This window comes from Mycolicibacterium tokaiense (assembly GCF_010725885.1).
In the GTDB taxonomy this organism is placed as follows: domain Bacteria; phylum Actinomycetota; class Actinomycetes; order Mycobacteriales; family Mycobacteriaceae; genus Mycobacterium; species Mycobacterium tokaiense.
The window spans coordinates 3,963,561-3,984,410 of the sequence record NZ_AP022600.1 but is presented as its reverse complement, the minus strand read 5'-3'; the positions used below and the strand labels follow the sequence as shown (position 1 = coordinate 3,984,410).

General features: G+C 67.4%; 19 protein-coding genes. 7 read left to right on the top strand and 12 right to left on the bottom strand.

What is annotated here, in order from left to right; genetic code table 11:
* Positions 1–33: 33 nt before the first annotated feature.
* Genes G6N58_RS19390 through G6N58_RS19375 form a run of 4 tightly spaced genes read right to left on the bottom strand, consistent with a single transcriptional unit; the run spans position 34 to position 2,469 of the window.
* Complete coding sequence (locus G6N58_RS19390; RefSeq protein ID WP_115277617.1) at positions 34–831, bottom strand: NUDIX hydrolase; 798 nt, start codon at positions 829–831, stop codon at positions 34–36.
* Complete coding sequence (locus G6N58_RS19385; protein WP_115277618.1) at positions 828–1,673, bottom strand: ABC transporter ATP-binding protein; 846 nt, start codon at positions 1,671–1,673, stop codon at positions 828–830. The genes G6N58_RS19390 and G6N58_RS19385 overlap by 4 nt, the downstream gene beginning before the upstream one ends.
* Positions 1,661–2,299, bottom strand: coding sequence for a membrane protein YczE (gene yczE, locus G6N58_RS19380; RefSeq protein WP_068916235.1), 639 nt, complete (start codon positions 2,297–2,299; stop codon positions 1,661–1,663). The genes G6N58_RS19385 and yczE overlap by 13 nt, the downstream gene beginning before the upstream one ends.
* The gene (locus G6N58_RS19375) at positions 2,296–2,469 is read right to left on the bottom strand and encodes a hypothetical protein (protein WP_163908264.1); all 174 of its coding nucleotides are present in this window, start codon (positions 2,467–2,469) and stop codon (positions 2,296–2,298) included. The genes yczE and G6N58_RS19375 overlap by 4 nt, the downstream gene beginning before the upstream one ends.
* 74 nt (positions 2,470–2,543) lie before the next feature.
* Between G6N58_RS19375 and yczR the strand changes: the two genes are divergently transcribed.
* Positions 2,544–3,989: a MocR-like transcription factor YczR gene (yczR, locus tag G6N58_RS19370; protein WP_115277619.1), complete on the top strand. Its 1,446-nt coding sequence runs from the start codon at positions 2,544–2,546 to the stop codon at positions 3,987–3,989.
* Between the two features lie 6 nt (positions 3,990–3,995).
* Here yczR and G6N58_RS19365 read toward each other — a convergent pair whose 3' ends face one another.
* The 3 genes from G6N58_RS19365 to ctaD form a co-directional block, all read right to left on the bottom strand.
* A complete protein-coding gene (locus G6N58_RS19365) occupies positions 3,996–6,074 on the bottom strand; it encodes an EAL domain-containing protein (protein ID WP_308213277.1) in 2,079 nt (692 codons plus the stop codon).
* 130 nt (positions 6,075–6,204) lie between these two features.
* A complete protein-coding gene (gene serB, locus G6N58_RS19360; protein ID WP_068916232.1) occupies positions 6,205–7,428 on the bottom strand; it encodes a phosphoserine phosphatase SerB in 1,224 nt (407 codons plus the stop codon).
* 42 nt (positions 7,429–7,470) lie between these two features.
* Entirely contained in the window at positions 7,471–9,216 is a 1,746-nt protein-coding gene (gene ctaD, locus G6N58_RS19355) for an aa3-type cytochrome oxidase subunit I (protein WP_068916231.1), read from the bottom strand.
* Positions 9,217–9,412: 196 nt separating this feature from the next.
* On the opposite strand from ctaD, the gene G6N58_RS19350 reads away from it, so the two are divergent.
* Positions 9,413–10,426 carry an ABC transporter substrate-binding protein gene (locus G6N58_RS19350; RefSeq protein ID WP_435406132.1) on the top strand — a complete coding sequence of 338 codons (1,014 nt, stop codon included), beginning with the start codon at positions 9,413–9,415 and terminating at the stop codon, positions 10,424–10,426.
* 158 nt (positions 10,427–10,584) lie between these two features.
* A complete protein-coding gene (locus G6N58_RS19345) occupies positions 10,585–11,631 on the top strand; it encodes an NAD(P)-dependent alcohol dehydrogenase (protein ID WP_115277622.1) in 1,047 nt (348 codons plus the stop codon).
* On the opposite strand, the gene G6N58_RS19340 is transcribed toward G6N58_RS19345, so the two are convergent.
* Positions 11,628–13,397, bottom strand: a complete 1,770-nt coding sequence (locus G6N58_RS19340; RefSeq protein ID WP_115281406.1) for a penicillin-binding transpeptidase domain-containing protein — start codon at positions 13,395–13,397, stop codon at positions 11,628–11,630. The two genes, G6N58_RS19345 and G6N58_RS19340, sit on opposite strands and share 4 nt — an antisense overlap.
* A 194-nt stretch (positions 13,398–13,591) precedes the next feature.
* On the opposite strand from G6N58_RS19340, the gene G6N58_RS19335 reads away from it, so the two are divergent.
* Positions 13,592–15,172 carry an APC family permease gene (locus tag G6N58_RS19335; protein ID WP_068916227.1) on the top strand — a complete coding sequence of 527 codons (1,581 nt, stop codon included), beginning with the start codon at positions 13,592–13,594 and terminating at the stop codon, positions 15,170–15,172.
* Here G6N58_RS19335 and nrdF read toward each other — a convergent pair.
* The 3 genes from nrdF to G6N58_RS19320 all read right to left on the bottom strand — a co-directional run bounded on the left by nrdF (position 15,169) and on the right by G6N58_RS19320 (position 17,701).
* Positions 15,169–16,143, bottom strand: coding sequence for a class 1b ribonucleoside-diphosphate reductase subunit beta (gene nrdF / locus G6N58_RS19330; RefSeq protein WP_115277623.1), 975 nt, complete (start codon positions 16,141–16,143; stop codon positions 15,169–15,171). The genes G6N58_RS19335 and nrdF overlap by 4 nt on opposite strands.
* Before the next feature lie 132 nt (positions 16,144–16,275).
* Positions 16,276–16,917 carry a TetR/AcrR family transcriptional regulator gene (locus G6N58_RS19325; RefSeq protein ID WP_232067934.1) on the bottom strand — a complete coding sequence of 214 codons (642 nt, stop codon included), beginning with the start codon at positions 16,915–16,917 and terminating at the stop codon, positions 16,276–16,278.
* Positions 16,918–16,960: 43 nt separating this feature from the next.
* Complete coding sequence (locus G6N58_RS19320) at positions 16,961–17,701, bottom strand: TetR/AcrR family transcriptional regulator (RefSeq protein ID WP_068919727.1); 741 nt, start codon at positions 17,699–17,701, stop codon at positions 16,961–16,963.
* Positions 17,702–17,889: 188 nt separating this feature from the next.
* On the opposite strand from G6N58_RS19320, the gene G6N58_RS19315 reads away from it, so the two are divergent.
* The 3 genes from G6N58_RS19315 to G6N58_RS19305 all read left to right on the top strand — a co-directional run bounded on the left by G6N58_RS19315 (position 17,890) and on the right by G6N58_RS19305 (position 20,142).
* Positions 17,890–19,074 carry a geranylgeranyl reductase family protein gene (locus G6N58_RS19315; protein WP_068916226.1) on the top strand — a complete coding sequence of 395 codons (1,185 nt, stop codon included), beginning with the start codon at positions 17,890–17,892 and terminating at the stop codon, positions 19,072–19,074.
* A gap of 166 nt (positions 19,075–19,240) precedes the next feature.
* Entirely contained in the window at positions 19,241–19,657 is a 417-nt protein-coding gene (locus tag G6N58_RS19310) for a VOC family protein (protein WP_115277624.1), read from the top strand.
* Positions 19,654–20,142, top strand: coding sequence for an SMI1/KNR4 family protein (locus tag G6N58_RS19305; RefSeq protein ID WP_115277625.1), 489 nt, complete (start codon positions 19,654–19,656; stop codon positions 20,140–20,142). The genes G6N58_RS19310 and G6N58_RS19305 overlap by 4 nt, the downstream gene beginning before the upstream one ends.
* On the opposite strand, the gene G6N58_RS19300 is transcribed toward G6N58_RS19305, so the two are convergent.
* Entirely contained in the window at positions 20,123–20,836 is a 714-nt protein-coding gene (locus G6N58_RS19300; protein ID WP_115277626.1) for a LysR family substrate-binding domain-containing protein, read from the bottom strand. The two genes, G6N58_RS19305 and G6N58_RS19300, sit on opposite strands and share 20 nt — an antisense overlap.
* Positions 20,837–20,850 lie beyond the last annotated feature (14 nt).

The following is a 20,850-nucleotide window of genomic DNA, read 5'->3' as shown; positions in this document are numbered from 1 at the left end:
CGGCACTCGTTCCTCGCGCCGCCTCGTCGAGGCTCACGGGGCACGCCCGTCGCGGGCGGCGTTGTAGCGGTCGCTGTCGAAGAACTCGATGGCCCAGTCGCCACGGGCCAGGGTCAGGCTCGGCTGGATCGCCACGATCTGACGTTCGTCGGCCAGCACCTCGGCCACACTGCGCCCGGCCAGGGAATCCAGCTGGCTCCAGGTGGGCGGCAACAGGAAGGTCTTCCCGGCGGCGAAGTCCTCCAGAGCACGTTCGGGGGTGGCCCAGCCGGCCTTGTCCGATTCGGTGTTCTCCCCGTCGGCCAGCTGGCCCTCAGGCAGCGCGGCGACGAAGAAGAAGGTGTCGTAGCGCCGGGTGCGTTCCTCTTCCGGGGTGATCCAGTTGGCCCACGGCCGCAGCAGATCCGCCCGCAGCATCAGCTTCTCGCGGCGCAGGAAATCACCGAAGGCCAGCGTGTTGTCGGCCAGCGCATGGCGGGCGTCCCGGTAGACCGAAGCGTCGTCGACGATCAGGTCCGGATCGTCGGCAGCCCCGGCGAACAGCACCCCGGATTCCTCGAACGTCTCCCGCGCCGCGGCACACACCAGCGCCAGGGCCAGATCCTCACTGACGCCCATGCGCTGGGCCCACCACGACGGCGGCGGTCCGTGCCAGTCGATGTCGGCGTTGCGGTCGCGTTCGTCGACGCCGCCGCCGGGGAAGACGATGACGCCCCCGACGAACTCCATGGCCCGGTGCCGACGCATCAGGAACACCTCGATGCCGTCGGCGCCGTCGCGGACCAGCATCACCGTGGCGGCGGGGCGGGGGGTCAGCGGGGTCTCGCTCATGCGCGCCTCCGATGTGCGGCACGGCTGCGGACCCGCCGCGCGAAGTAGCGGTTGTCGATCATCTCCAGGGCGATCGACTGGCCGAAGGCCGTGGACAGGGTGTCCGAGGTCAGCACCTCGTCGAGCAGGCCGGCGGCCACCACCTGCCCCTCGGAGAGGATCAGCGCGTGGGAGAAGCCGGGCGGGATCTCCTCGACGTGGTGGGTCACGAGCACCATGGCAGGCGCGTCGGGATCGGCGGCCAGATCGGCCAGCCGGCCCACCAGTTCCTCGCGGCCGCCCAGATCCAGCCCCGCGGCCGGCTCGTCGAGCAGCAGCAGTTCGGGGTCGGTCATCAGTGAACGGGCAATCAACACCCGTTTGCGCTCACCTTCGCTGAGGGTGCCGTAAGTGCGCTGCGCCAGATGCTCGGCACCCACGCTCTCGAGCATGTCGACGGCCTGCTCGTAGTCCATCTCCTCATAGGCCTCCCGCCAGCGCCCGAGCACCGCGTAGCCGGCGGAGACCACCAGGTCACGCACCACCTCGTCGTCCGGGATACGTTGTGACAGAGCAGAACTCGACAAACCGACGCGGGAACGCAGTTCGGCCATGTCGACCTTGCCCAGCCGCTCACCCAGGACGTAGGCCCGGCCGGTGGACGGGTACTCCATCGCGGCGGCGATCCGCAGCAGAGATGTCTTGCCCGCACCGTTGGGGCCGATCACCACCCACCGCTCGTCGAGCTCGACCTGCCAGGTGACCGGGCCCACCAACACCCGGCCGCCGCGGCGCAGTGAGACCTTGCGGAAATCGAGCAGGAGGTCCGGGTCGCTGCCGTGTTCGGCGTCTACTTCGGGCACTCGCTCATGGTAGTCATGGGCTTCTCGGCACCGAACGCGCCGAGCGCCCGGGCGGGCGCGAACCGCAGGATCAGTTGCACCAGCGGGCCGATGCCCAGCGCGTAGACCACGGTGCCGGCACCGACTGTGCCGCCGAGCAACCACCCGGCGGTCAGCACACATCCCTCGATCGCGGTGCGCACCAACCGCACTGACCGTCCGCTGCGGGCCACCAAGCCGGTCATCAACCCATCACGCGGGCCGGGGCCCATCGCCACCCCGATGTAGAGCACGGTGCTGACGGCATTGAGCACCACCGCGGCCAGCATCACCGCCACCCGCGCCGGCATCGACTCGATCTCGGGGACCACCGCCAACGTGGCGTCGATGCTGGCGCCCACCACGAACACGTTGAGTACCGTGCCGACGCCGGGGCGGGTGCGCAGCGGAATCCAGGCCAGCAGTACCGCGACACCCACCAGCGCCGAGGCCAGACCGATGCTGATGCCGGTGCGCACCGCCACGCCCTGGTCCAGAACAGCCCACGGGGCCAGTCCGAGACCCGCCCGCACCATCAGAGCCATGGAGAAGCCGTACCCGAACAGGCCGACGAACAGGACCACCAGCCGTCGCGCCGGAATCCTCACCGGTGATCTTGGAAACGCGCCCAGATGGCGTCCAGATCGTTGAGTTCGCGCCGGGTGCCGCTGTCCACGTCCCACCGGTCCCACGATGCCACGTAGCGGCTCGGACGGGTCACGGCGATGCTCGCCCGTTTCCACGCCGCCGAGAGTTGTGCAGTCCAGTTCTGTTTCATGTGGCCATCGTGGCGATCAAGTGGCTTGCTCATCAATAGCCAGTTGGCGCATACTGGCTCTAATGACTCTGGATATGGCCGCCACCATGGCCCACCGCGCCCTTGATGTGGACCTACTGGCCCGCGAGCTCGGGAACTGGCGCACCGCGAACCGGGCCGGGCCCGCCTACCAGGGGCTCGCCGATGCCATTCGACTGTTGATCGTCGACGGCCGTGTCCCGGTCGGGGCGCGCATCCCCAGCGAGCGCGCGCTGGCCGACGCCCTGCGGGTCTCCCGGACCACGGTCACCGCCGCCTATGCACAACTCGGCGAGGACGGGTATCTGCACGCCCGCCGCGGCGCCCGCAGCATCACCGCGTTGCCGACGCTGCCCGCCGTCCAGACCAGCGCCTCCCCTGCGACGGTCAGCCTGGCCGCCGCAGCGCTGCCCGCTCCGCCGGCAGCCGTGCTCCAGGCCTTCGCCGAGGCGACCGGCCAGGTGGCGCCGTACCTGGCATCACCGGGGCACGAACTGGTGGGAGTCGACGCGCTGCGCCGTGCGGTCGCCGAAAGATACTGTGCTCGTGGACTTCCCACCGAGCCAGAACAGATCCTGATCACCAGCGGGGCGCAGCACGCCATCAGTCTCATCCTGGCTGCCTATACCCAGCCCGGCGATCGTGTGCTGGTGGAACAGCCGACGTATCACGGCGCCCTGTCGGCCATCACCGCCGCCGGTGCACGAGCGGTACCCGTGGCCATGACCGACACCGGGTGGGAACTGGACGCCCTGCATGCCGCGGTCCGGCAACTGGCCCCCAATCTGGCATACGTAATCCCCGACAACCACAATCCGACGGGTTTCACGATGGGTCCCGCCGAACGCACCCGCCTGGCACAGATCATCGCCGAGACCCGCACCCGCACCGTCATCGACGAGACCATCCTGGACATGTGGGTGGACCAACCCTCACCGCCGCCGCTGGCTGCCGAGATGACCGGCCGCCGTGATCTGGTGATGACCATCGGGTCGATGTCGAAATCGTTCTGGGGCGGTCTGCGCATCGGCTGGATCCGCGCCGAACCCGGCGTCATCGCCACCCTCGCGGCACTGCGACCGTCGCTGGACCTCGGCACCGCCGTGCTCGAACAGCTGGTGGCGGCAACACTTCTCACCGATTTCGACGATGTGCTGGCCGAGCGACGGGAGATCCTGCGGGAGCGGCGCGCCTTTCTGGTCGACCTGCTCTCCCGCCGACTCCCCGACTGGCAACCCGGCCGCGGGGTCGGCGGCATGTCACTGTGGGTGCGACTGCCCGCGCCGATGAGCACCGCACTGTCGGCCTCGGCGTCCCGACTCGGACTCGACCTGCCGGCCGGGCCGCGGTTCGGGGTGGACGGCACCCTCGAGAGATTCGTCCGGGTACCGTACGCCCTGCCCGAGGATCAGCTGGCCGACGCCGTCGAATTGCTGGTCCGCGCATGGCATTCGGTAACCGGCGTCGGCGTCGCCGAGGCGGGCGCGGCCGTCGTCGTGTGACCGGGGTCAGCCACGCCAGCGACGTCGCCGGTACATGTCGCGGTCCGCCCGGTCGATGACACCGTCGATGGTGCGACGATCCCCGGGGCGGTGCGCGGTGATCCCGATTGTGAGTGTCGCCGACACCGCACTGCCGTCCGCCAGGACCACCGGCGTCGAACCGGTGCGTTCGGCGATCCCGCGCGCCAGCTCGCTCAGCTCATCGGTGTCGACAGTACGGGTGATCACCACGAATTCGTCGCCGCCCCAGCGCGCCACCAGATCGTCGGGGCCGATGGACGCGGCGATGCGCTCGGCCACGGCGATCAGCAGCTGATCACCGGCAAGGTGGCCGCGCGCGTCGTTCACCGACTTGAACCCCTCGATATCGGCGAACAAGACCCCGTAACCGCTGCCCTCGGAGGCGAGTTCTTCCAGCCGACCCCACGCTGCCGTCCGGTTGGCGATCTCGGTCAAAGGGTCTGTGGAGGCGCGCCGGGCCAGGTCCGCCTCGCGGAGCCGGTCGGCGGTGATGTCGACGATCTGAGACACGAAGCAGTGCGGCCGGTCGTGCGGCCCCCGAACCAACACGGCGGTCAGGGTGCACCACACCGTGCGCCCGTCGGCGGCAATGTACCGCTTGTCCATGCGGTAGGAACGCCGGCGCCCGGCAAGGCAATCCGCCACCAGCATCAGATCGGAGTCCAGGTCATCGGGATGGGTGATCTGCTGAAAGGTCAACTGGGCCAGAGCTCGTCGTCCATACCCCAACATGTTCCGCAGCGCTCGGTTGGTACGCACGAAGGTTCCGTCCAGACCCACGACTGCCATTCCGATGGGGGAATGGGCCAAGGCCAGCTCGAACCTGCGCTCACCCAGGAGATCGACGGTGCTGGGCAGGGCATCTGTGATCGCCGCGGTGGCACCGGCGGCGGCGAAACCGTGCTGATACGGCTGCGGCCGACTCAGGTGATAACCCTGGGCCAGGTCGATGCCCGCAGCACCGACGGCATCCAACTCCGGCTGGGTCTCCACCCCTTCGGCAATCACCACCGCGCCGATCTGACCGGCGAATTCGGCGATGGCCTGCGCGAGCCGACGCCGCGCATCGTCACTGTGGATATTGCGGGTGATCGAATGGTCGATCTTGACGAAATCCGGGACGAGTTCCAGAACGTGGGTGAAGGACGAGAAGCCGGCACCGACGTCGTCCACCGCCACCCGCATGCCTTGTGCCCGGCAGATATCCAGCACCTCATCGAGGGCGCCGTAGTCCTGCACCGCGTCGTGCTCGGTGATTTCCAAGACGATGCGGGACGGATCGACGTTGCCCAGCAGTTGCGTCCACGGCGCCGCCAACAACGCTGCCGGGGAGATGTTCACTGCGACGAAGATGTCGTCGGGCAATTCCGGCACCAGGCCCAGCACCCGGGCGACGATGGCGGTCTCCAGTTCGATGCCGAGCCCCATCGTTGCGGCCTGCGCGAAGAACGCGTCCGGCCGGAACGGCTCACATGGGAATCTGGCCAACGCCTCCACACCCATCACCTTGCCGGTGGCCACGTCGTGAACGGTTTGGAATACGACGTCGAAGTCACGCTCGGTGACCACCGCGCGTATCGCACTGCGCTGCTGAGCCGAGGAGTCCGATCCGCGCGCCGGCGATTCGATCAGCGCGCCGATCAAGTCCGCGATATGTGTCACGATCCGCAGGTCGACGTCGGCCAGCTCGGGCCGGGCGGTTGTGGTGGCCGCGCACAGCGAACCCACCGCCACCCCGTCCGCACCGAGGACCGGGACACCCACATATGCACCCAGACTCATCTCCTGGGTGACGGGCAGCGCTGATGTGGTCCTGTTGGCTGCGGTGTCCGGAATGACCGACGGCAATCGGCCGTCGACCACGCGGACGCAATAGGACCCGGCCAACGAGGAACGGGCGCCCGGCGTCAACCCGATCGCGTCGGCGTCACCGTCGATCACTTCGAAGACCTGCATACCGTCGCGGAACGAGGCCAGCCAGGCCGTATCGAGCCCGAGCCGGGCGCGCAACACTCCCAGCAATGTTCGTACGAGATCCACGGGGATGTCGGGATTGTCGGACACTTCGCTTACGGTCGCGTCAATGCCCATGGCAAACAACTATAGACCTGCGCAGACGCAGATGAATAGATAAGCGCCACAGCGCAGTACTGCCCGGCCGAGCACCTCACCCGACCCCGCCAGCAATCACCTGTTACGGGATGTCCACCCGGCGGCCCAGGCCGTCCACCGCGTCGGCGGCTTCGATCTCCCCGCGGGTGACACCGAGGATGAACAGCACGGTGTCCAGGTAGGGGTGGCTCAAGGACGCGTCGGCGACTTCGCGCAGCGCAGGCTTGGCGTTGAACGCCACACCGAGACCCGCGGCGGCGAGCATGTCGATGTCGTTGGCGCCGTCGCCCACCGCCACGGTCTGCTCCATCGGAACGTTGACCTGATGAGCGAAGTCGCGCAACGCCTTGGCTTTTCCGGCCCGGTCCACGATCTGGCCGACCACCCGGCCGGTCAGCACGCCGTCGACCACCTCGAGCTCGTTGGCCGCGACGTAATCCAACTCCAACTCATGTGCCAGCGGATCGATGACCTGACGGAAGCCACCGGAGACCACCCCGCAGTAGAACCCGAGCCGGCGCAGGGTTCGCAGAGTGGTGCGAGCACCGGCGGTGAGCTCCAGTTGGTCGGCCACTTCGTCGAGCACACTGGCAGGCAGGCCCTCCAGTGTTGCCACCCGCTCCCGCAGCGATTCCGCGAAATCCAGCTCGCCGCGCATCGCGGCCTCGGTGATCTGGGCGACCTTGGCCTCGGCGCCGGCGCGGGCGGCCAGCATCTCGATCACCTCACCCTGGATCAGCGTCGAGTCGACGTCGAAGACGATGAGCCGCTTGGCCCGCCGGCTCAGGCTGGAGTCCTCCAAGGCCACGTCGACGCTCTGTTCCACGGCGACGGCCGCCAGCGCAGCCTGCAGCTCACTGCCGACGCCGGGCGGCACCGAGACCCGCAGCTCCAGACCGGTCACCGGGTAATCGGAGACACCGCGGATGAAGTCGATGTTGACGCCCAGCTTGGCCGCCTCGCGGGCCAACACCCCGAACGCCTGCGCGGTGATGGGACGGCCCAGCACCACGATCGAGTGCGTGGACGGCTGCGCGATGATCGGCAGGCTGTCGCTGCGCTCGATCGACACCTCCAGCCCCACCCCGTGGATGGCGGCCCGGACCTCGCTGTGGAAGTCGTGGCCACCGAGCAGCACCGCCGGCTCACCGGAGACCAGAACCCCCAGGGTCAATCGTCCCCGGATGACCACCTGTTCGACGTTGAGCAGCTCCACCTTGTGTCGCGACAGCACCTCGAACAACGCTGAGGTGACACCCGGTTGGTCGGAGCCGGTGACGGTGATCAACACCGACGCCTTGGGCACGCTAAACCCCCGTTACATGCCTGATGGGATCAGGCGCTGGTATCAGGTACGGACGTTCTCGTCGTCGAGTCGTGTCACGTCCCCGTCGGACGGGCCGTGCGATCGGCCGATATGGGCCTCGGCACGCATCCGTTCGATCATGTGCGGGTAGTGCAGCTCGAAGGCGGGCCGCTCGGAACGGATCCGGGGCAGCTCGGTGAAGTTGTGCCGCGGCGGCGGGCAGCTGGTGGCCCACTCCAGGGAGTTGCCGTAGCCCCAGGGATCGTCGACCGTGACGACCTCGCCGTACCGCCAGCTCTTGAACACGTTCCACAGGAACGGCAGCGTCGAGATGCCGAGGATGAACGCACCCACGGTGGAGACGATGTTCAGCGTGGTGAAGCCGTCGGACGGCAGGTAGTCCGCATAGCGGCGCGGCATGCCCTCGTCACCCAGCCAGTGCTGCACCAGGAACGTGGTGTGGAACCCGATGAAGGTCAGCCAGAAGTGCAGCTTGCCCAGGCGCTCGTCGAGCAGACGGCCCGTCATCTTCGGGAACCAGAAGTAGATGCCCGCGTAGGTGGCGAACACGATGGTGCCGAACAGCACGTAGTGGAAGTGCGCGATGACGAAGTAGCTGTCGGTGACGTGGAAGTCCAGCGGCGGGCTGGCCAGCAGCACACCCGACAGACCACCGAGCAGGAACGTCACGATGAAGCCCACCGAGAACAGCATCGGTGTCTCGAACGTCAACTGCCCCTTCCACATCGTTCCTATCCAGTTGAAGAACTTGATACCGGTGGGCACCGCGATGAGGAACGTCATGAACGAGAAGAACGGAAGCAGCACCGCGCCGGTGGCGTACATGTGGTGCGCCCACACCGCCACCGACAGGGCCGCGATGGCCAGCGTGGCGTAGATCAGCGTGGTGTAGCCGAAGATCGGCTTGCGGCTGAACACCGGGAAGATCTCGCTGACGATGCCGAAGAACGGCAGCGCGATGATGTACACCTCGGGGTGACCGAAGAACCAGAACAGGTGCTGCCAGAGCAGCACACCGCCGTTGGCTGGGTCGTACACATGTGCGCCGAGATGCCGGTCGGCGGCCAGGCCGAACAGCGCGGCGGTCAGCAGCGGGAAGGCCAGCAGCACCAGGATCGAGGTCACCAGGATGTTCCAGGTGAAGATCGGCATCCGGAACATGGTCATGCCGGGGGCCCGCATGCAGACGCAGGTGGTGATCATGTTGACGCCACCGAGGATGGTGCCCAGACCGCCGACGGCCAGGCCCATGATCCACAGGTCGGCGCCGGCACCCGGCGAGTGGATGGCGTCGGTCAGCGGCGAGTACGCGGTCCAGCCGAAGTCGGCGGCACCACCGGGGGTGATGAAGCCGGCCGTCGCGATCAGCGCGCCGAAGAGGAACAGCCAGAACGACAAGGCGTTCAACCGGGGGAAGGCCACGTCCGGCGCACCGATCTGCAGCGGCAGCACCAGGTTGGCGAAACCGAACACGATCGGCGTCGCGTAGAACAGCAGCATCACCGTGCCGTGCATGGTGAACAACTGGTTGTACTGCTCGTTGGACAGGAACTGCAGTCCGGGCAGGGCCAGTTCGGTGCGGATGAACAGCGCCATCAGTCCGCCCATGAGGAAGAAGGCGAAGCACGCGACGCAGTACATGATGCCGATCAGCTTGTGATCGGTGGTGGTGATGAGCTTGTAGATCAGGTTGCCCTTGGGGCCCATCCGCTCCTTGAATGGACGCGTGGCCTCGAGTTCTCCAAGCGGGGGCGCTTCGGCAGTCAAGAGCTCCTCCAGAAATCCAGGCCACCGAGCGGTGGCCGCCGATCTTGGGGAGAATCCTATCCCCCTTGCCTGTGACTGTCGGCCCGGGTCCGACAATGTGTCGTAGATGATTCCGCCGGAGCCGTCCGGCTAGCATCGGGCCGTGCAGTTCAGCCGCCGATATCCCTGCGCCGTAGCTGCAGTTTCCGCTCTTGCGGTGACCCTCGTCGCCGGATGCGCCGATCCCCAGGGCATGACCGATGTCCCACCGAGCCGCAGCGTGATCACCAGCACCACCGAGGTGGCCGACGCCGGGGTGCTGGGCAACCTACGGCGCCCCGACGACTCCTGTCCCGGCGAACCCGCTCCGGTCGATCCCGGCCCACCCACCAGAACGGTCAACAGCGGTACCGAACGCGGCGACATCGAGGTCCCCGCCGATCCCCAGCGGATCGTGGCCCTGTCCGGCGCCCAACTCGACGCACTGTGCGCGCTCGGTCTGCAGGCCCGGGTGGTGGCAGCGGCCCTGCCTGACGGCAGCGACCAGCAGCCGGCCTACCTGGGCACGGCGATCCACGATCTGCCCGGCGTGGGGACCCGCAGCGCGCCGGACCTGGCCGCGATCGCGGCCGCCGGGCCCGATCTGATCCTCGGCGGGCAGGCGCCGCAGCCCTCAGGCGACTATTTCGCGATCGCGCCGACGGTGCTCATGGCGGACTCCGCGGACCGCTGGCAGGACACCGTGCGCGCCGTGGGCGCCGCCACCGGCCGGAGGCAGGCCGCCGACGAGTTGCTCGGCCGATTTGCCGACCAGGCTGCCCAGGCCGGCCGCGACAACGACGCCCAGCACTTCCAGGCCTCGGTGGTCCAGCTGACCGACACCGGCGTGCGGATCTTCGGTGCGGCCAATTTCCCCGCCAGTGTGCTCGCCGCCGTCGGGGTGGACCGGCCCGCCACGCAGCGTTTCACCGACAGTCCTTACATCGAGCTCGGTTCCGACGACGATCTGGCGGCCGCCGATGCCGACCTGATTTTTGTGTCGTTCGCCTCTCCCGCCGCCCGGGACCGCGCCGCCGGATTTTTCTCCGGCGACTCCTGGCGCGCCCTGTCCGCGGCCCGTGACCACCGCGTCTACGTCGTGAACAACGAGATCTGGCAGGCCGGGGACGGTCTGATCGCCGCCCGGGGCATCGTCGACGACCTGCGTGTGGTGAACGCTCCGATCAACTGAGGGACAGTTGATCGTCCTTGAGCAATAAACTGACACAAGGCGCGTAGCGGGACTATTCCCCCACCGGTCCCCGTTGCCACCCATCGGACGGCCGCAGCGCCGCTGGCCGACTGATGTCCGAATACGCACATCTGCACTCGAGGTAAGAGGTTGATTCCATGACCACCACTGTTTCCGCGTACGCCGCCACCTCGGCCACCGACCCGCTCACCAAGACCACCATCGAGCGCCGCGATGTCGGCCCGCACGATGTCGCGTTCGACATCAAGTTCGCCGGCATCTGCCACAGCGACATCCACACCGTGAAAGCCGAATGGGGCCAGCCCAACTACCCGGTGGTCCCCGGCCACGAGATCGCCGGCGTGGTCACCGAGGTGGGCTCCGAGGTCACCGCGTTCAAGGTGGGCGACCACGTGGGCGTCGGCTGCATGGTGAATTCGTGCCAGAACTGTGAGAACTGCGCTGCGGGCAAGGAGCAGTACTGCACCGGCGGCGGCATGATCGGCACCTACAACGCCACCGACAAGGACGGCACGCCCACCCAGGGTGGCTACAGCCAGGCCATCGTCACCAACGAGAAGTTCGTGTTGCGCATCCCCGACTCGCTGCCGCTGGACAAGGCCGCTCCCCTGCTGTGCGCCGGCGTCACCCTGTGGTCGCCGCTGCGGCACTGGAACGTCGGACCCGGCAGCAAGGTCGCAATCATCGGCCTCGGCGGCCTCGGCCACATGGGCGTCAAGCTCGCCGCCGCCCTCGGCGCCGAGGTGACCGTGCTGAGCCAGTCGCTGAAGAAGATGGAAGACGGTCTGCGCCTCGGCGCCAGCGAGTACTACGCCACCAGCGATCGCGACACCTTCAAGAAGCTCGCCGGCAAGTTCGACGTCATCCTGAACACGGTGTCGGCCAACCTGGATCTGGGCCTCTACATCAACCTGCTCAAGATCGACGGCACCCTGGTGGAACTCGGCGCCCCCGAGCAGCCGCTGGAAGTTCCGTTCTTCCCGCTGGCCGGTGGCCGGCGCAGCCTGTCCGGGTCGATGATCGGCGGCATCCCGGAGACCCAGGAGATGCTGGACTTCTGCGCCGAACACGATGTGACCCCCGAGATCGAGGTCATCGAGGCGTCCTACATCAACGAGGCCTACGAGCGGGTGCTGGCCAGCGACGTGCGCTACCGCTTCGTCATCGACACCTCGACGATCTAGCCGGCTGCCCCGCGCAGGAAGTCGCCGGTGACGGTGAGCGCGGGCGCCGATGAACCGGCGTCCACCACCAACGTCGCGAACGCGATGTCACCGGCGATGCCCGCGAACCAACCGTGTGCAGGGGACACTCCCCCGAACTGGGCCGGGTCCCCGAACTCGGCGGTGCCCGTCTTGCCGCCCAGTTCGGGGATGTCCTGCAGGGCGGTGGCGGTGCCCTCGGTGACGGTCTGGCGCATCATTGCCCGCAGCGCGCCGGTCACAGTGGGCGGCAAGGGAACCGACGCGGTGTCCACGTCGGTGGTCTCACCGTCGATCAAGGTGGGCACCGCGGTTTCACCACGGGCCAGACTCGCCTCGGCGACCGCGAGGCCGAACGGGCTGACGGTGACGGTGCCCTGACCGATTCCGTTCTCGACGCGCTGCGCCGGGGTCTCGGCCACGGGTACCTTCCCGGTCACGGTGGTCAGGCCGGGGATGACATAGTCCACGCCGATCCCGAACTTACGGGCCATGGTCGTCAGGGCATCGTCGGGCAGTTCGTCGGCCAGCTGCCCCATGGTGGTGTTGCAGGATCGCGCGAAGGCGGTGGCGAATGGCACCGTCCCGAGGTCGAAGTCGTCGTCGTTGGGGATGGTGCGGTTGTCGATGGTGAGCACGCCGGGGCAGGCCACCGGGGTCTCCGGTGTCACCAGCGAGGCGTTTAGCGCCGCCGCCGAGGTGATGGTCTTGAACGTCGAGCCGGGCGGGTAGAGGCCGGAAAAGGCAAGCGGCCCTTGGCTGTCGGCAGCTGGATTCTGGGCGGCGGCAAGAATGCCGCCCGTGGCGGCCGACAGCGCCACCACGATGGCCGGCCGCGGGTCCAGCGTCACGGCCCGCTGCGCCAGCAGTTGCAGCCGCACGTCCAGGGTGGTGCGGATGGGTTCGGTCGCCTTCGGCGGCGTGGCCTGCAGCCGCTGCGCCGGGGCCCCCGCCGCGTCGACCAGCGACACCGACCATCCTGAGTCGGCCGTCACCCGATCGAGCCAGTATTCGTCGAGACCGGCCAGCGCCGGCGACGACAGCGCCCGGTCGGCGGTGAGCAGTTCACCCTGCTGCGTGACGGTCACACCGGGCATGGTGGCCAGGACCGGCGCCACCTGGGCCAGGTCCGGTTCGCGCAGCTTCATCACCGTCACCCGGTCATCGGTGTTGCCGTTGAACAACGCGGTGATCGACTCCGGGGTCACACCCGGCTCGAACGGCGCCAACACCGGCGCCAGGGCGGCCGCGGTCGGCAGTTGGGCGCGTTCCAAGGTGATCACGCCGACGGTCTGCCAGGTCAGCAGCGGCACCCCCGCCCGGTCCAGCACGGGCGTCTGCAGGTCGCTGTCCTGGCTGAACTGAAAACTCAGTCCCGGCTCGAGGTCCCGGTGCAGCAGTGTCGGCGACCAGGTGATCCGCCAGTCGCCATCGGCCTGGGTCACCTCGCCGTCGGTGTCGTAACTGAATTCGCGGTCCGGCCCGAACGACCACCGGTAGTCCACGGTGAACTCGGTGTCGGTGCCCTCCACCGGGACCGGGCTGGCCGACACCGAAGCAGCCTGTCCCATGCCCGCGAACATCGCCTCGATGACCGGTTCGGCAGCGGCGGGATCGGTGGTCTCGGCAGCTGCGGCCCGGGCATCCTTGCGCTGCAGCGCATTGGCGAAGGACGTGAAGCGGTCCCCGGGGTCGGGGCCCATCGAGCAGCTGACCGTCCCCGCCATGAGGGCGAGCGTCGAGACCATCACTGCCACCGTCTGCACGCCGCGTCGCCACATAAGAAGCTCAGTTAACCGCGCCGGGGTTCTGAGCTCAAGCTGTCAAGCCCCTGTCAATATCCTTGCCGCGGTTGTGAGCAGTCTGGGCCGGTGTCACGCTCGCTGCGGATTCGCAATGCCGCGGAGACCTCAGCATCCGTCTTCACGTCAGGAGCCCCGCGGTGAGTACTGATTCCGCAGCCATCTCTGATGCCCCGCAGGGTCTGAAGAAGGGCGCCATCGGCATGGTGGCGGTGATCTTCATGGCCGTGGCCAACGCCGCCCCGATCACGGCGATGACCGGGAACACGCCCATCGCAGTGGGTTTCGGCAACGGGCTCGGCGCTCCGGCCGGATTCCTGTTCGCCACGATCATCTTGACCCTCTTCGCGCTCGGCTACGTGGCGATGGCCAAGCACATCACCACCACCGGTGCGTTCTACGGCTTCATCTCCCACGGTTTGGGCCAGGTGTGGGGCATGGCGGCCGGATTCCTGGCGACCTTCGCCTACGTGGTGTTCGAGGGCTCACTGATCGGTGGCTGCGCCTATTTTGCCAACGATGCCGTCAATACCATTGTCGGCGTGGACATCCCATGGCTGGTGTTCGCCATCGGCGCCACCGTGGCCATCGCCGCGCTGTGCCACTTTCACATCAGTCTCACCGCCGCCATCCTCGGCGTCACCCTGGTGTCGGAGGTGCTGATCCTGGTGGCCCTGGCATTGTCGGTGATCGTCTCCGGTGGCGGGCCCGACGGGTTCATGCTCGACAAGACGGTACTGCTGAACCGCGCCTTCGAGAGCCTGCCCGAGGGGGCGTTCGGCACCGCCGCCGCCGCCGGGTCGATGGCCATCGGCCTGTTCTTCGCGTTCTGGTCCTGGGTGGGCTTCGAGACCACCGCGGTGTACGGCGAGGAATCGCGCAACCCGAAGAAGATCATCCCCCGCGCCACCCTGATCGCGGTGATCGGCCTCGGGCTGTTCTACACCTTCATCTCGGCAATGGTGTTGGCCGGCAACGGCGCCAAGGCCTCCGTCGAGGCCTCCATCAGCGCGTCACCGCTGGACCTGTTCTTCGGCCTGGTGCAATCCAACCTCGGCACCGTACTGCTCGACATCTACAAGGCGCTGCTGGTCATCGGCTCCTTCGCGTGCGCGCTGGCCTTCCACAACGCCGCATCGCGCTACCTGTTCGCCCTCGGCCGCGAAATCCCCTCTGCCGCAGTGCAGAAGACCATCGGCAGCGCGCACCCCAAGCACGGCTCGCCCTACCTCGCCTCCGCGCTGCAGGGTGTCATCACGCTGGTACTGGTGCTGCTGTTCGCCTTCTTCACCGCCGTCCAGGTGCCCGACGCCGACGGCGTTCCCGTCGACACCCCGGCCCTGGTGCCCTACACCAACATCTACGGCCTGCTGGCCCTGATCGGCACGGCTGCGATCCTGTTGGTGCAGGCCATCTGCTCGTTTGCGGTGATCTGGTACTTCTGGGTCCGAAAAGTGCACTCCGGCAACGCGATCACCACCCTGATCTGCCCGCTGATCGGCGGCGTGGCCATGCTCTACGTGGTGTGGCTGCTGTGGGACAACCGCGCCTTCGCAGCCGGATATGCGGCGAACTCGCTGGTGTTCAAGAGCGCGCCCTACTTCATCGCCGGCGTGTTCGTCCTGGGCTTGGTGTACGCGCTGTGGCTGCGTTACTCACGGCCCGAGGTGTACGCCGCGATCGGCCGGACCGTGATGGAGGATGCGCACGAGCGCAGTTAGAAGTCCCAGTCCTCGTCTTCGGTGACAACGGCCTTGCCGATGACGTAGCTGGAGCCCGAACCGGAGAAGAAGTCGTGGTTCTCGTCGGCGTTGGGGCTCAGCGCCGACAGGATGGCCGGGTTGACGTCGGTTTCGTCCTTGGGGAACAGCGCCTCGTAACCCAGATTCATCAGGGCCTTGTTGGCGTTGTAGCGCAGGAACTTCTTGACGTCCTCGGTCAGGCCCACGCCGTCGTAGAGGTCCTGGGTGTACTCGACCTCGTTGTCGTAGAGCTCGAACAGCAGCTCGTAGGTGTAGTCCTTGAGCTCGGCGCGCTTGGCCTCACTCGCCTGCGCCAGCCCGCGCTGAAACTTGTAGCCGATGTAGTAGCCGTGCACGGCCTCGTCGCGAATGATCAGCCGGATCATGTCGGCGGTGTTGGTGAGCTTGGCGCGGCTGCTCCAGTACATCGGCAGATAGAAGCCCGAGTAGAACAGGAAGCTCTCCAGCAGCGTCGAGGCGACCTTGCGCTTGAGCGGCTCGTCACCCTTGTAGTACTGCATGACGATCTCGGCTTTGCGCTGCAGGTTCGGGTTCTCCTCCGACCAGCGGAACGCCTCGTCGATCTCGCTGGTGGAACACAGCGTGGAGAAGATGTTGCTGTAGCTCTTGGCGTGCACCGATTCCATGAACGCGATGTTGGTGTACACCGCTTCCTCGTGCGGGGTGAGCGCATCGGGGATCAGGCTGACCGCGCCGACGGTGCCCTGGATGGTGTCCAGCAGCGTCAGACCGGTGAACACCCGCATGGTGAGCTGCTTCTCGTGCTCGTTCAACGTGCCCCACGAGGGGATGTCGTTGGACACCGGCACCTTCTCCGGCAGCCAGAAGTTGCCGGTCAGTCGGTCCCAGACCTCGCCATCCTTCTCGTCGTGCAGGCGGTTCCAGTTGATGGCCGAAACTCGGTCGATCAGCTTGATGCCATCAGTCACTGGAAACCCCTTCTGCAACGCCGGGCACGGCGATGTCGGACTAGTGCTGGCAACACTACAACTGGGGTCCGACAACACGCCGCAACACAAGAGCTTGTGTCGCGGAGTTTTTTCTCACCTCCCGCATCGGCCCTACTGCGCGAGCATGGCGATGGAGCGGCGCAACTGCGGTTCCGGGGTCGCGACGGGCAGTGGTTCACACGGATTCACTGCGAACGCGTTGATGATCAGCGCGGCGAATCGACGCCAGGGCTCGGTGCCCGGCGCCGTTTCCGCTCCGCAGGTCGCCGCGACCACCCCGGAATTGCCCAACAGCATCACCACGACGTCACCGGGAACCAGGTCGCGTCGCAAATCACCCGCCTGCTGGGCGCGCTCCATCAAGGTGCGCAGCTTGACCAGGGCCTCGCCGGAGCGTTGCTCGATGATGCTGCTGGCCGGAAACGACATGGTGAGCAGTTCCCGCAGACCGGCATCGCTGGCCTGCAGCTGGCACAGCTCGTAGAGCAGCGCCCGGAAGCCGCTCCACGGATCGGGCTCGGCCAACGCCCGATCGACCGCCTCGGTGTACCGGCTGAGATTGCGTTCGAAGGTCGCCGCCGCCAAGTCCGCGCGGGTCGGAAAACGCCGGTACAACGTGGCCACCCCCACCCCGGCGTGGCGGGCCACGTCGTCCATCGGTACCGCGATGCCTTTCGCGGCGAACAGTTCTGCCGCGGCGTCGACGATGCGGTCGCGGTTGAGGGCGGCATCGGCACGCAGTCGCCGGGTCACGACTTCCAGGGTAGCTGCGAAGTGAAGTGCGCCCTCCGGATAGTCAGCTGACGATGTTGGCCCGCGGAACCGCTTTGCCGATCGGCAGATCGGGGTCGATGCGGATACCCAGCAGCGCGGTCGTGCCGTTGATGGCGCCGACCATGATCGTCGTGAGGTACTCGATGAACTTCGCGCGGTCCATCCGGCGCGGACTGGACGGGTCGGGGCCCAGCCACCAGTCGGTGGCCGCGGTGGCCGAACCGAAGGTCGTGTACGCGGCCAATTCGATGGCCTCGCGGTCGAGTTCCATCTCGCGCAGCTCGTTGTTGAACATCTCCGCCATGGCCAGGGTGATCTCGCGGCCCTCGTTGAGCGCCCGCATGGTCGACTCCGACTGCTCCGGGAAACCCTGGACCAGGAAGCGCACCACGTTGGGATGCTCGTCGACCAGGTAGACGTACTGCTCGACACTGCGGCGGATGACCTCGCGAGCCGGATCGGTGGCCAGGTTGATCACCGGGAAGATCCCCGCCCACAGCATGTCGCGCATCCGCTCGCCGATCGCCTGGAACAGGTCGGACTTGTCGGCGAAATGCCGGTAGATCTTGGGCTTGGCCGTGCCGGCCTCCTCGGCGATCTCCCGCAAGCTGACCGCAGGCCCCAGCCGGTCGATGGCCCGGAACGCCGCGTCGACGATCTCGGCGCGCACCTTCTTGCGGTGTTCGCGCCACCGTTCGCTGCGCGCGTCGACCTTGACCTCGGCGGATTCGCCGTCCGGTCGGACCTTCGCCGATCTGCGCACGACTGCACTGTACCGCTCGGAATACGCTGACCTGCGCATACCGGCGTCCGACTGCAGGTCGGTCACACTGTTATTACACTCACACCGCTTTCTGTCACCACGAGCGAAGCCGATTTCCGCACTACACAGCTCGGTCAGCTAGCATCACCACGCGACAGCGCAGACCATATCGAAGATGAGAGGCACTAGTGACGCAGCGATATGACCTGGTCATAGCGGGCGGGGGCCCCTCGGGATCAGCAGCAGCCTGGGCGGCCGCCCAGACCGGCGCCAAGGTGCTGGTGGTGGACAAGGCGGAATTTCCTCGCGCCAAGCCCTGCGGTGACGGGCTCACCGCACGTGCCGTCAGCTACCTGCAGAAGATGGGCCTCGCCGACGAGGTGGCCACCTATCACCGCGTGAACCGGGTGACGGTGTTCAGCCCCAGCGCCTGGGAACTGTCGTTTCCCAAGCGCCCGGGCATGCCGGACCACGGCCACACCGTCAGCCGCGAGCATCTGGACACCGTGCTGCTCAAGCACGCCGAGTCCGCCGGCGCGGAGGTGCGTCAGGGCGCGGAGGTCGCCGGTCCCGAATTCAACGCCAACGGCCGCGTCGTCGGCGTCACCCTCAAGGGCGGCGAGAAGATCTACGGCGACGCCGTGATCGCTGCCGACGGTGCCTACTCGCCCATCAAGCGGGCGTTGAAGATCGACTCGCAGTACAACGGCTACTCGGCGATCGCCATCCGCTCGGAGATGCCGGCCAACCGGGTGGACTCCGACAGCTTGGACATCTACCTCAAGCTGCAGTTCCAGGGTGACCAGTTGCCCGGCTACGGCTGGGTGTTCCCCATGGGCAATGGCATCTTCAACATCGGCCTGGGGTACGTCAACAGCTACAAGAACTGGCAGTCGATCAACGCCACCCAGTTCCTCGGCGAATTCCTGCGCACCTTGCCGCGGGACTGGGATCTGCCCGCCATCGAGGAGCTCAAGAAGAACAAGAGTGTGCGCGCCTGGCGCCTGCCGATGGGCTTCACCGCGTGGCCGCCGTTCCGGCCGGGTGTGCTGTTCACCGGCGACTCTCTGGGCGCCGGCAAGCCGGCTTCCGGCGCGGGCATCTCCAAGGCGCTGGAGTCCGGCCTGGCCGCCGGCGAGTGCGCGATTGCCGCTCTGCAGAACGGCGGACCCGACGACTTCACCAACTACGCGCAGCGCATGGAGGCGTCGTGGGGCCGGGAGTACAAGCGGGGCCGCTACATGCACAAGCTGATCGGACAGCCCAAGCTGGCGAACGCCGGCATCAAGCTGATCGACAATGCGGCTTTCCGTGACCGCATGCTCAAGGCGCTGTACAAGAAGGCCGAAGGCCCGCTGCACACCACGCACTGATCTCCGCTTACGACAGCGCGGCCTCATCCGACCGGGTGGGGCCGCGCTGTTGTTGTTTCGAAGCCCCTTCCCGGTCCACATCTGTGCGGTGTTGCGCACGACACGCCGCCCCGACCGCGGTAAAGCACACATGTGTCCGCAGCCGGGCACTCGTAGGGTGGGCGTCATGGACCAGCGCGTCAGCCTCATCACCCTTGGCGTCGACGATCTCGCGCACTCCCGGGCGTTCTTCGAGCAGGGCCTGGGCTGGACACCCACCGCCGTGCACGACGAGGTCGCGTTCTACCAACTGCCCGGGATCGCTCTCGGATTGTTCGGGCGCTCCGATCTCGCCGCCGACGCCCGCCACCCCGTCGACGGCACCTTCAGCGGGATCACCATCGCCGTGAACCAACGCGGCGTCGCCGATGTCGACCGGGTGTTCGCCGAAGCCGAGGCGGCCGGGGCCACCATCGTCAAACCTCCCGAACACACTGAGTGGGGCGGTTATTCGGGCTACTTCGCCGACCTCGATGGCCACCTGTGGGAAATTGCCTACAACCCGCAGTGGACCATCAACGACGACGGCACCATCACCTTGTGAGCGAACCAGGCCTGACCGACGACGAACTCTCGCGCATCGAGGCGGCGTTGGGGTTCGAGTTCGCCGACGATCACCGGGCCTTCTTGGCCGCCGGGATGCCGATGGGCGCAGGATGGCCGAATTGGCGTGCCGGCGTCCGCAACCTACGCACCCTGGTGCAGCTGCCCGTCGAGGGGATCCTGCACGCCGTGGAGTGGAACGACTTCTGGCCCGACACCTGGGGATCGCGGCCCGCGCGCACGAAAGATGCTCTGCGCAGCGCGAATTACCATCTGGACCGCGCTCCGCGACTGATCCCGATCCGCGGCCATCACTACCTGCCGGCCGGACGCGACAGCACCGGCCGGCCCGTGCTGTCGGTGATCCGCACCGAAGTCACCGTCGTCGGAGTCACGCTGGCCGACTACCTCAGCGGTGAGGAAGGCGCCGGCGAGCCCGCCCTTGTGGATTTCTGGTCGGACTTGATCAGCGGCGACCGCGCTTAGCCGGACCGGGCTTACGGGCCACCTTGCCCGCGGCAGCGCGGGCAGCCTGCTTGGCCAGCGTCTTCTCCCGCGCGGTGCGTTTGGGGGCAAGCTCGGTCTGCGCCCGCGAGGAGCCGGCCTTGCGGCCCCGCACGATGCCGATGAACTCCTCCACGAGCTCCGGTTGCGGGCCCGCGGGGACGGCGAGTGCGACCGGGCACGGGGGCGCATCGGTGATCGGGCGGTAGGTCAGGTCTTTGCGATGATGCAGTCGCGCCAAGGACTGGGGAACGATGAGCACACCCACGCCGGCGGCGACGAGTTCGATTGCCTCGCCGGTGGTTTCGGGCCGGTGCTCGACCACCGTTCCCGGCGCCTGCGGCCAGTCGACCACATTGTCATCCGGCAGGAGTCTGGGCTCGCCGTCCAGATCGGCGGCAGCGATCTCGTCGACGGCGGTGAGGACGTGATCGGTGGGCACCACCGCCACCGTCGTCTCCTCGTACAGCGGGATGATGGCCAGCCCGGTGGCGTCGGCCGGTGGCCGTAGCAGCGCCACGTCGACGGTGCCGGTGAGCACTGCATTGGCAGCCTCTGCGGCCGTCAGCGCTCGGAGGTCCAGGGGGACGCCGGGGTGGCGCTCGGCCCAGATCCTGGCCCACTTGGCAGGCGTCCCGCCGGGAACGTAGCCGAGGGTGAGCGAGGCCGGTGTCACCGCTTCAGGCTACC

Bases quoted from the DNA above. Each gene is read 5' to 3' on its own strand.
- G6N58_RS19390 (WP_115277617.1), bottom strand. From the start codon at position 831: ATGAGCGAGACCCCGCTGACCCCCCGCCCCGCCGCCACGGTGATGCTG.
- G6N58_RS19375 (WP_163908264.1), bottom strand. From the start codon at position 2,469: ATGAAACAGAACTGGACTGCACAACTCTCGGCGGCGTGGAAACGGGCG.
- yczR (WP_115277619.1), top strand. From the start codon at position 2,544: ATGGCCGCCACCATGGCCCACCGCGCCCTTGATGTGGACCTACTGGCC.
- G6N58_RS19345 (WP_115277622.1), top strand. From the start codon at position 10,585: ATGACCACCACTGTTTCCGCGTACGCCGCCACCTCGGCCACCGACCCG.
- G6N58_RS19310 (WP_115277624.1), top strand. From the start codon at position 19,241: ATGGACCAGCGCGTCAGCCTCATCACCCTTGGCGTCGACGATCTCGCG.
- G6N58_RS19340 (WP_115281406.1), bottom strand. From the start codon at position 13,397: ATGGTCTCGACGCTCGCCCTCATGGCGGGGACGGTCAGCTGCTCGATG.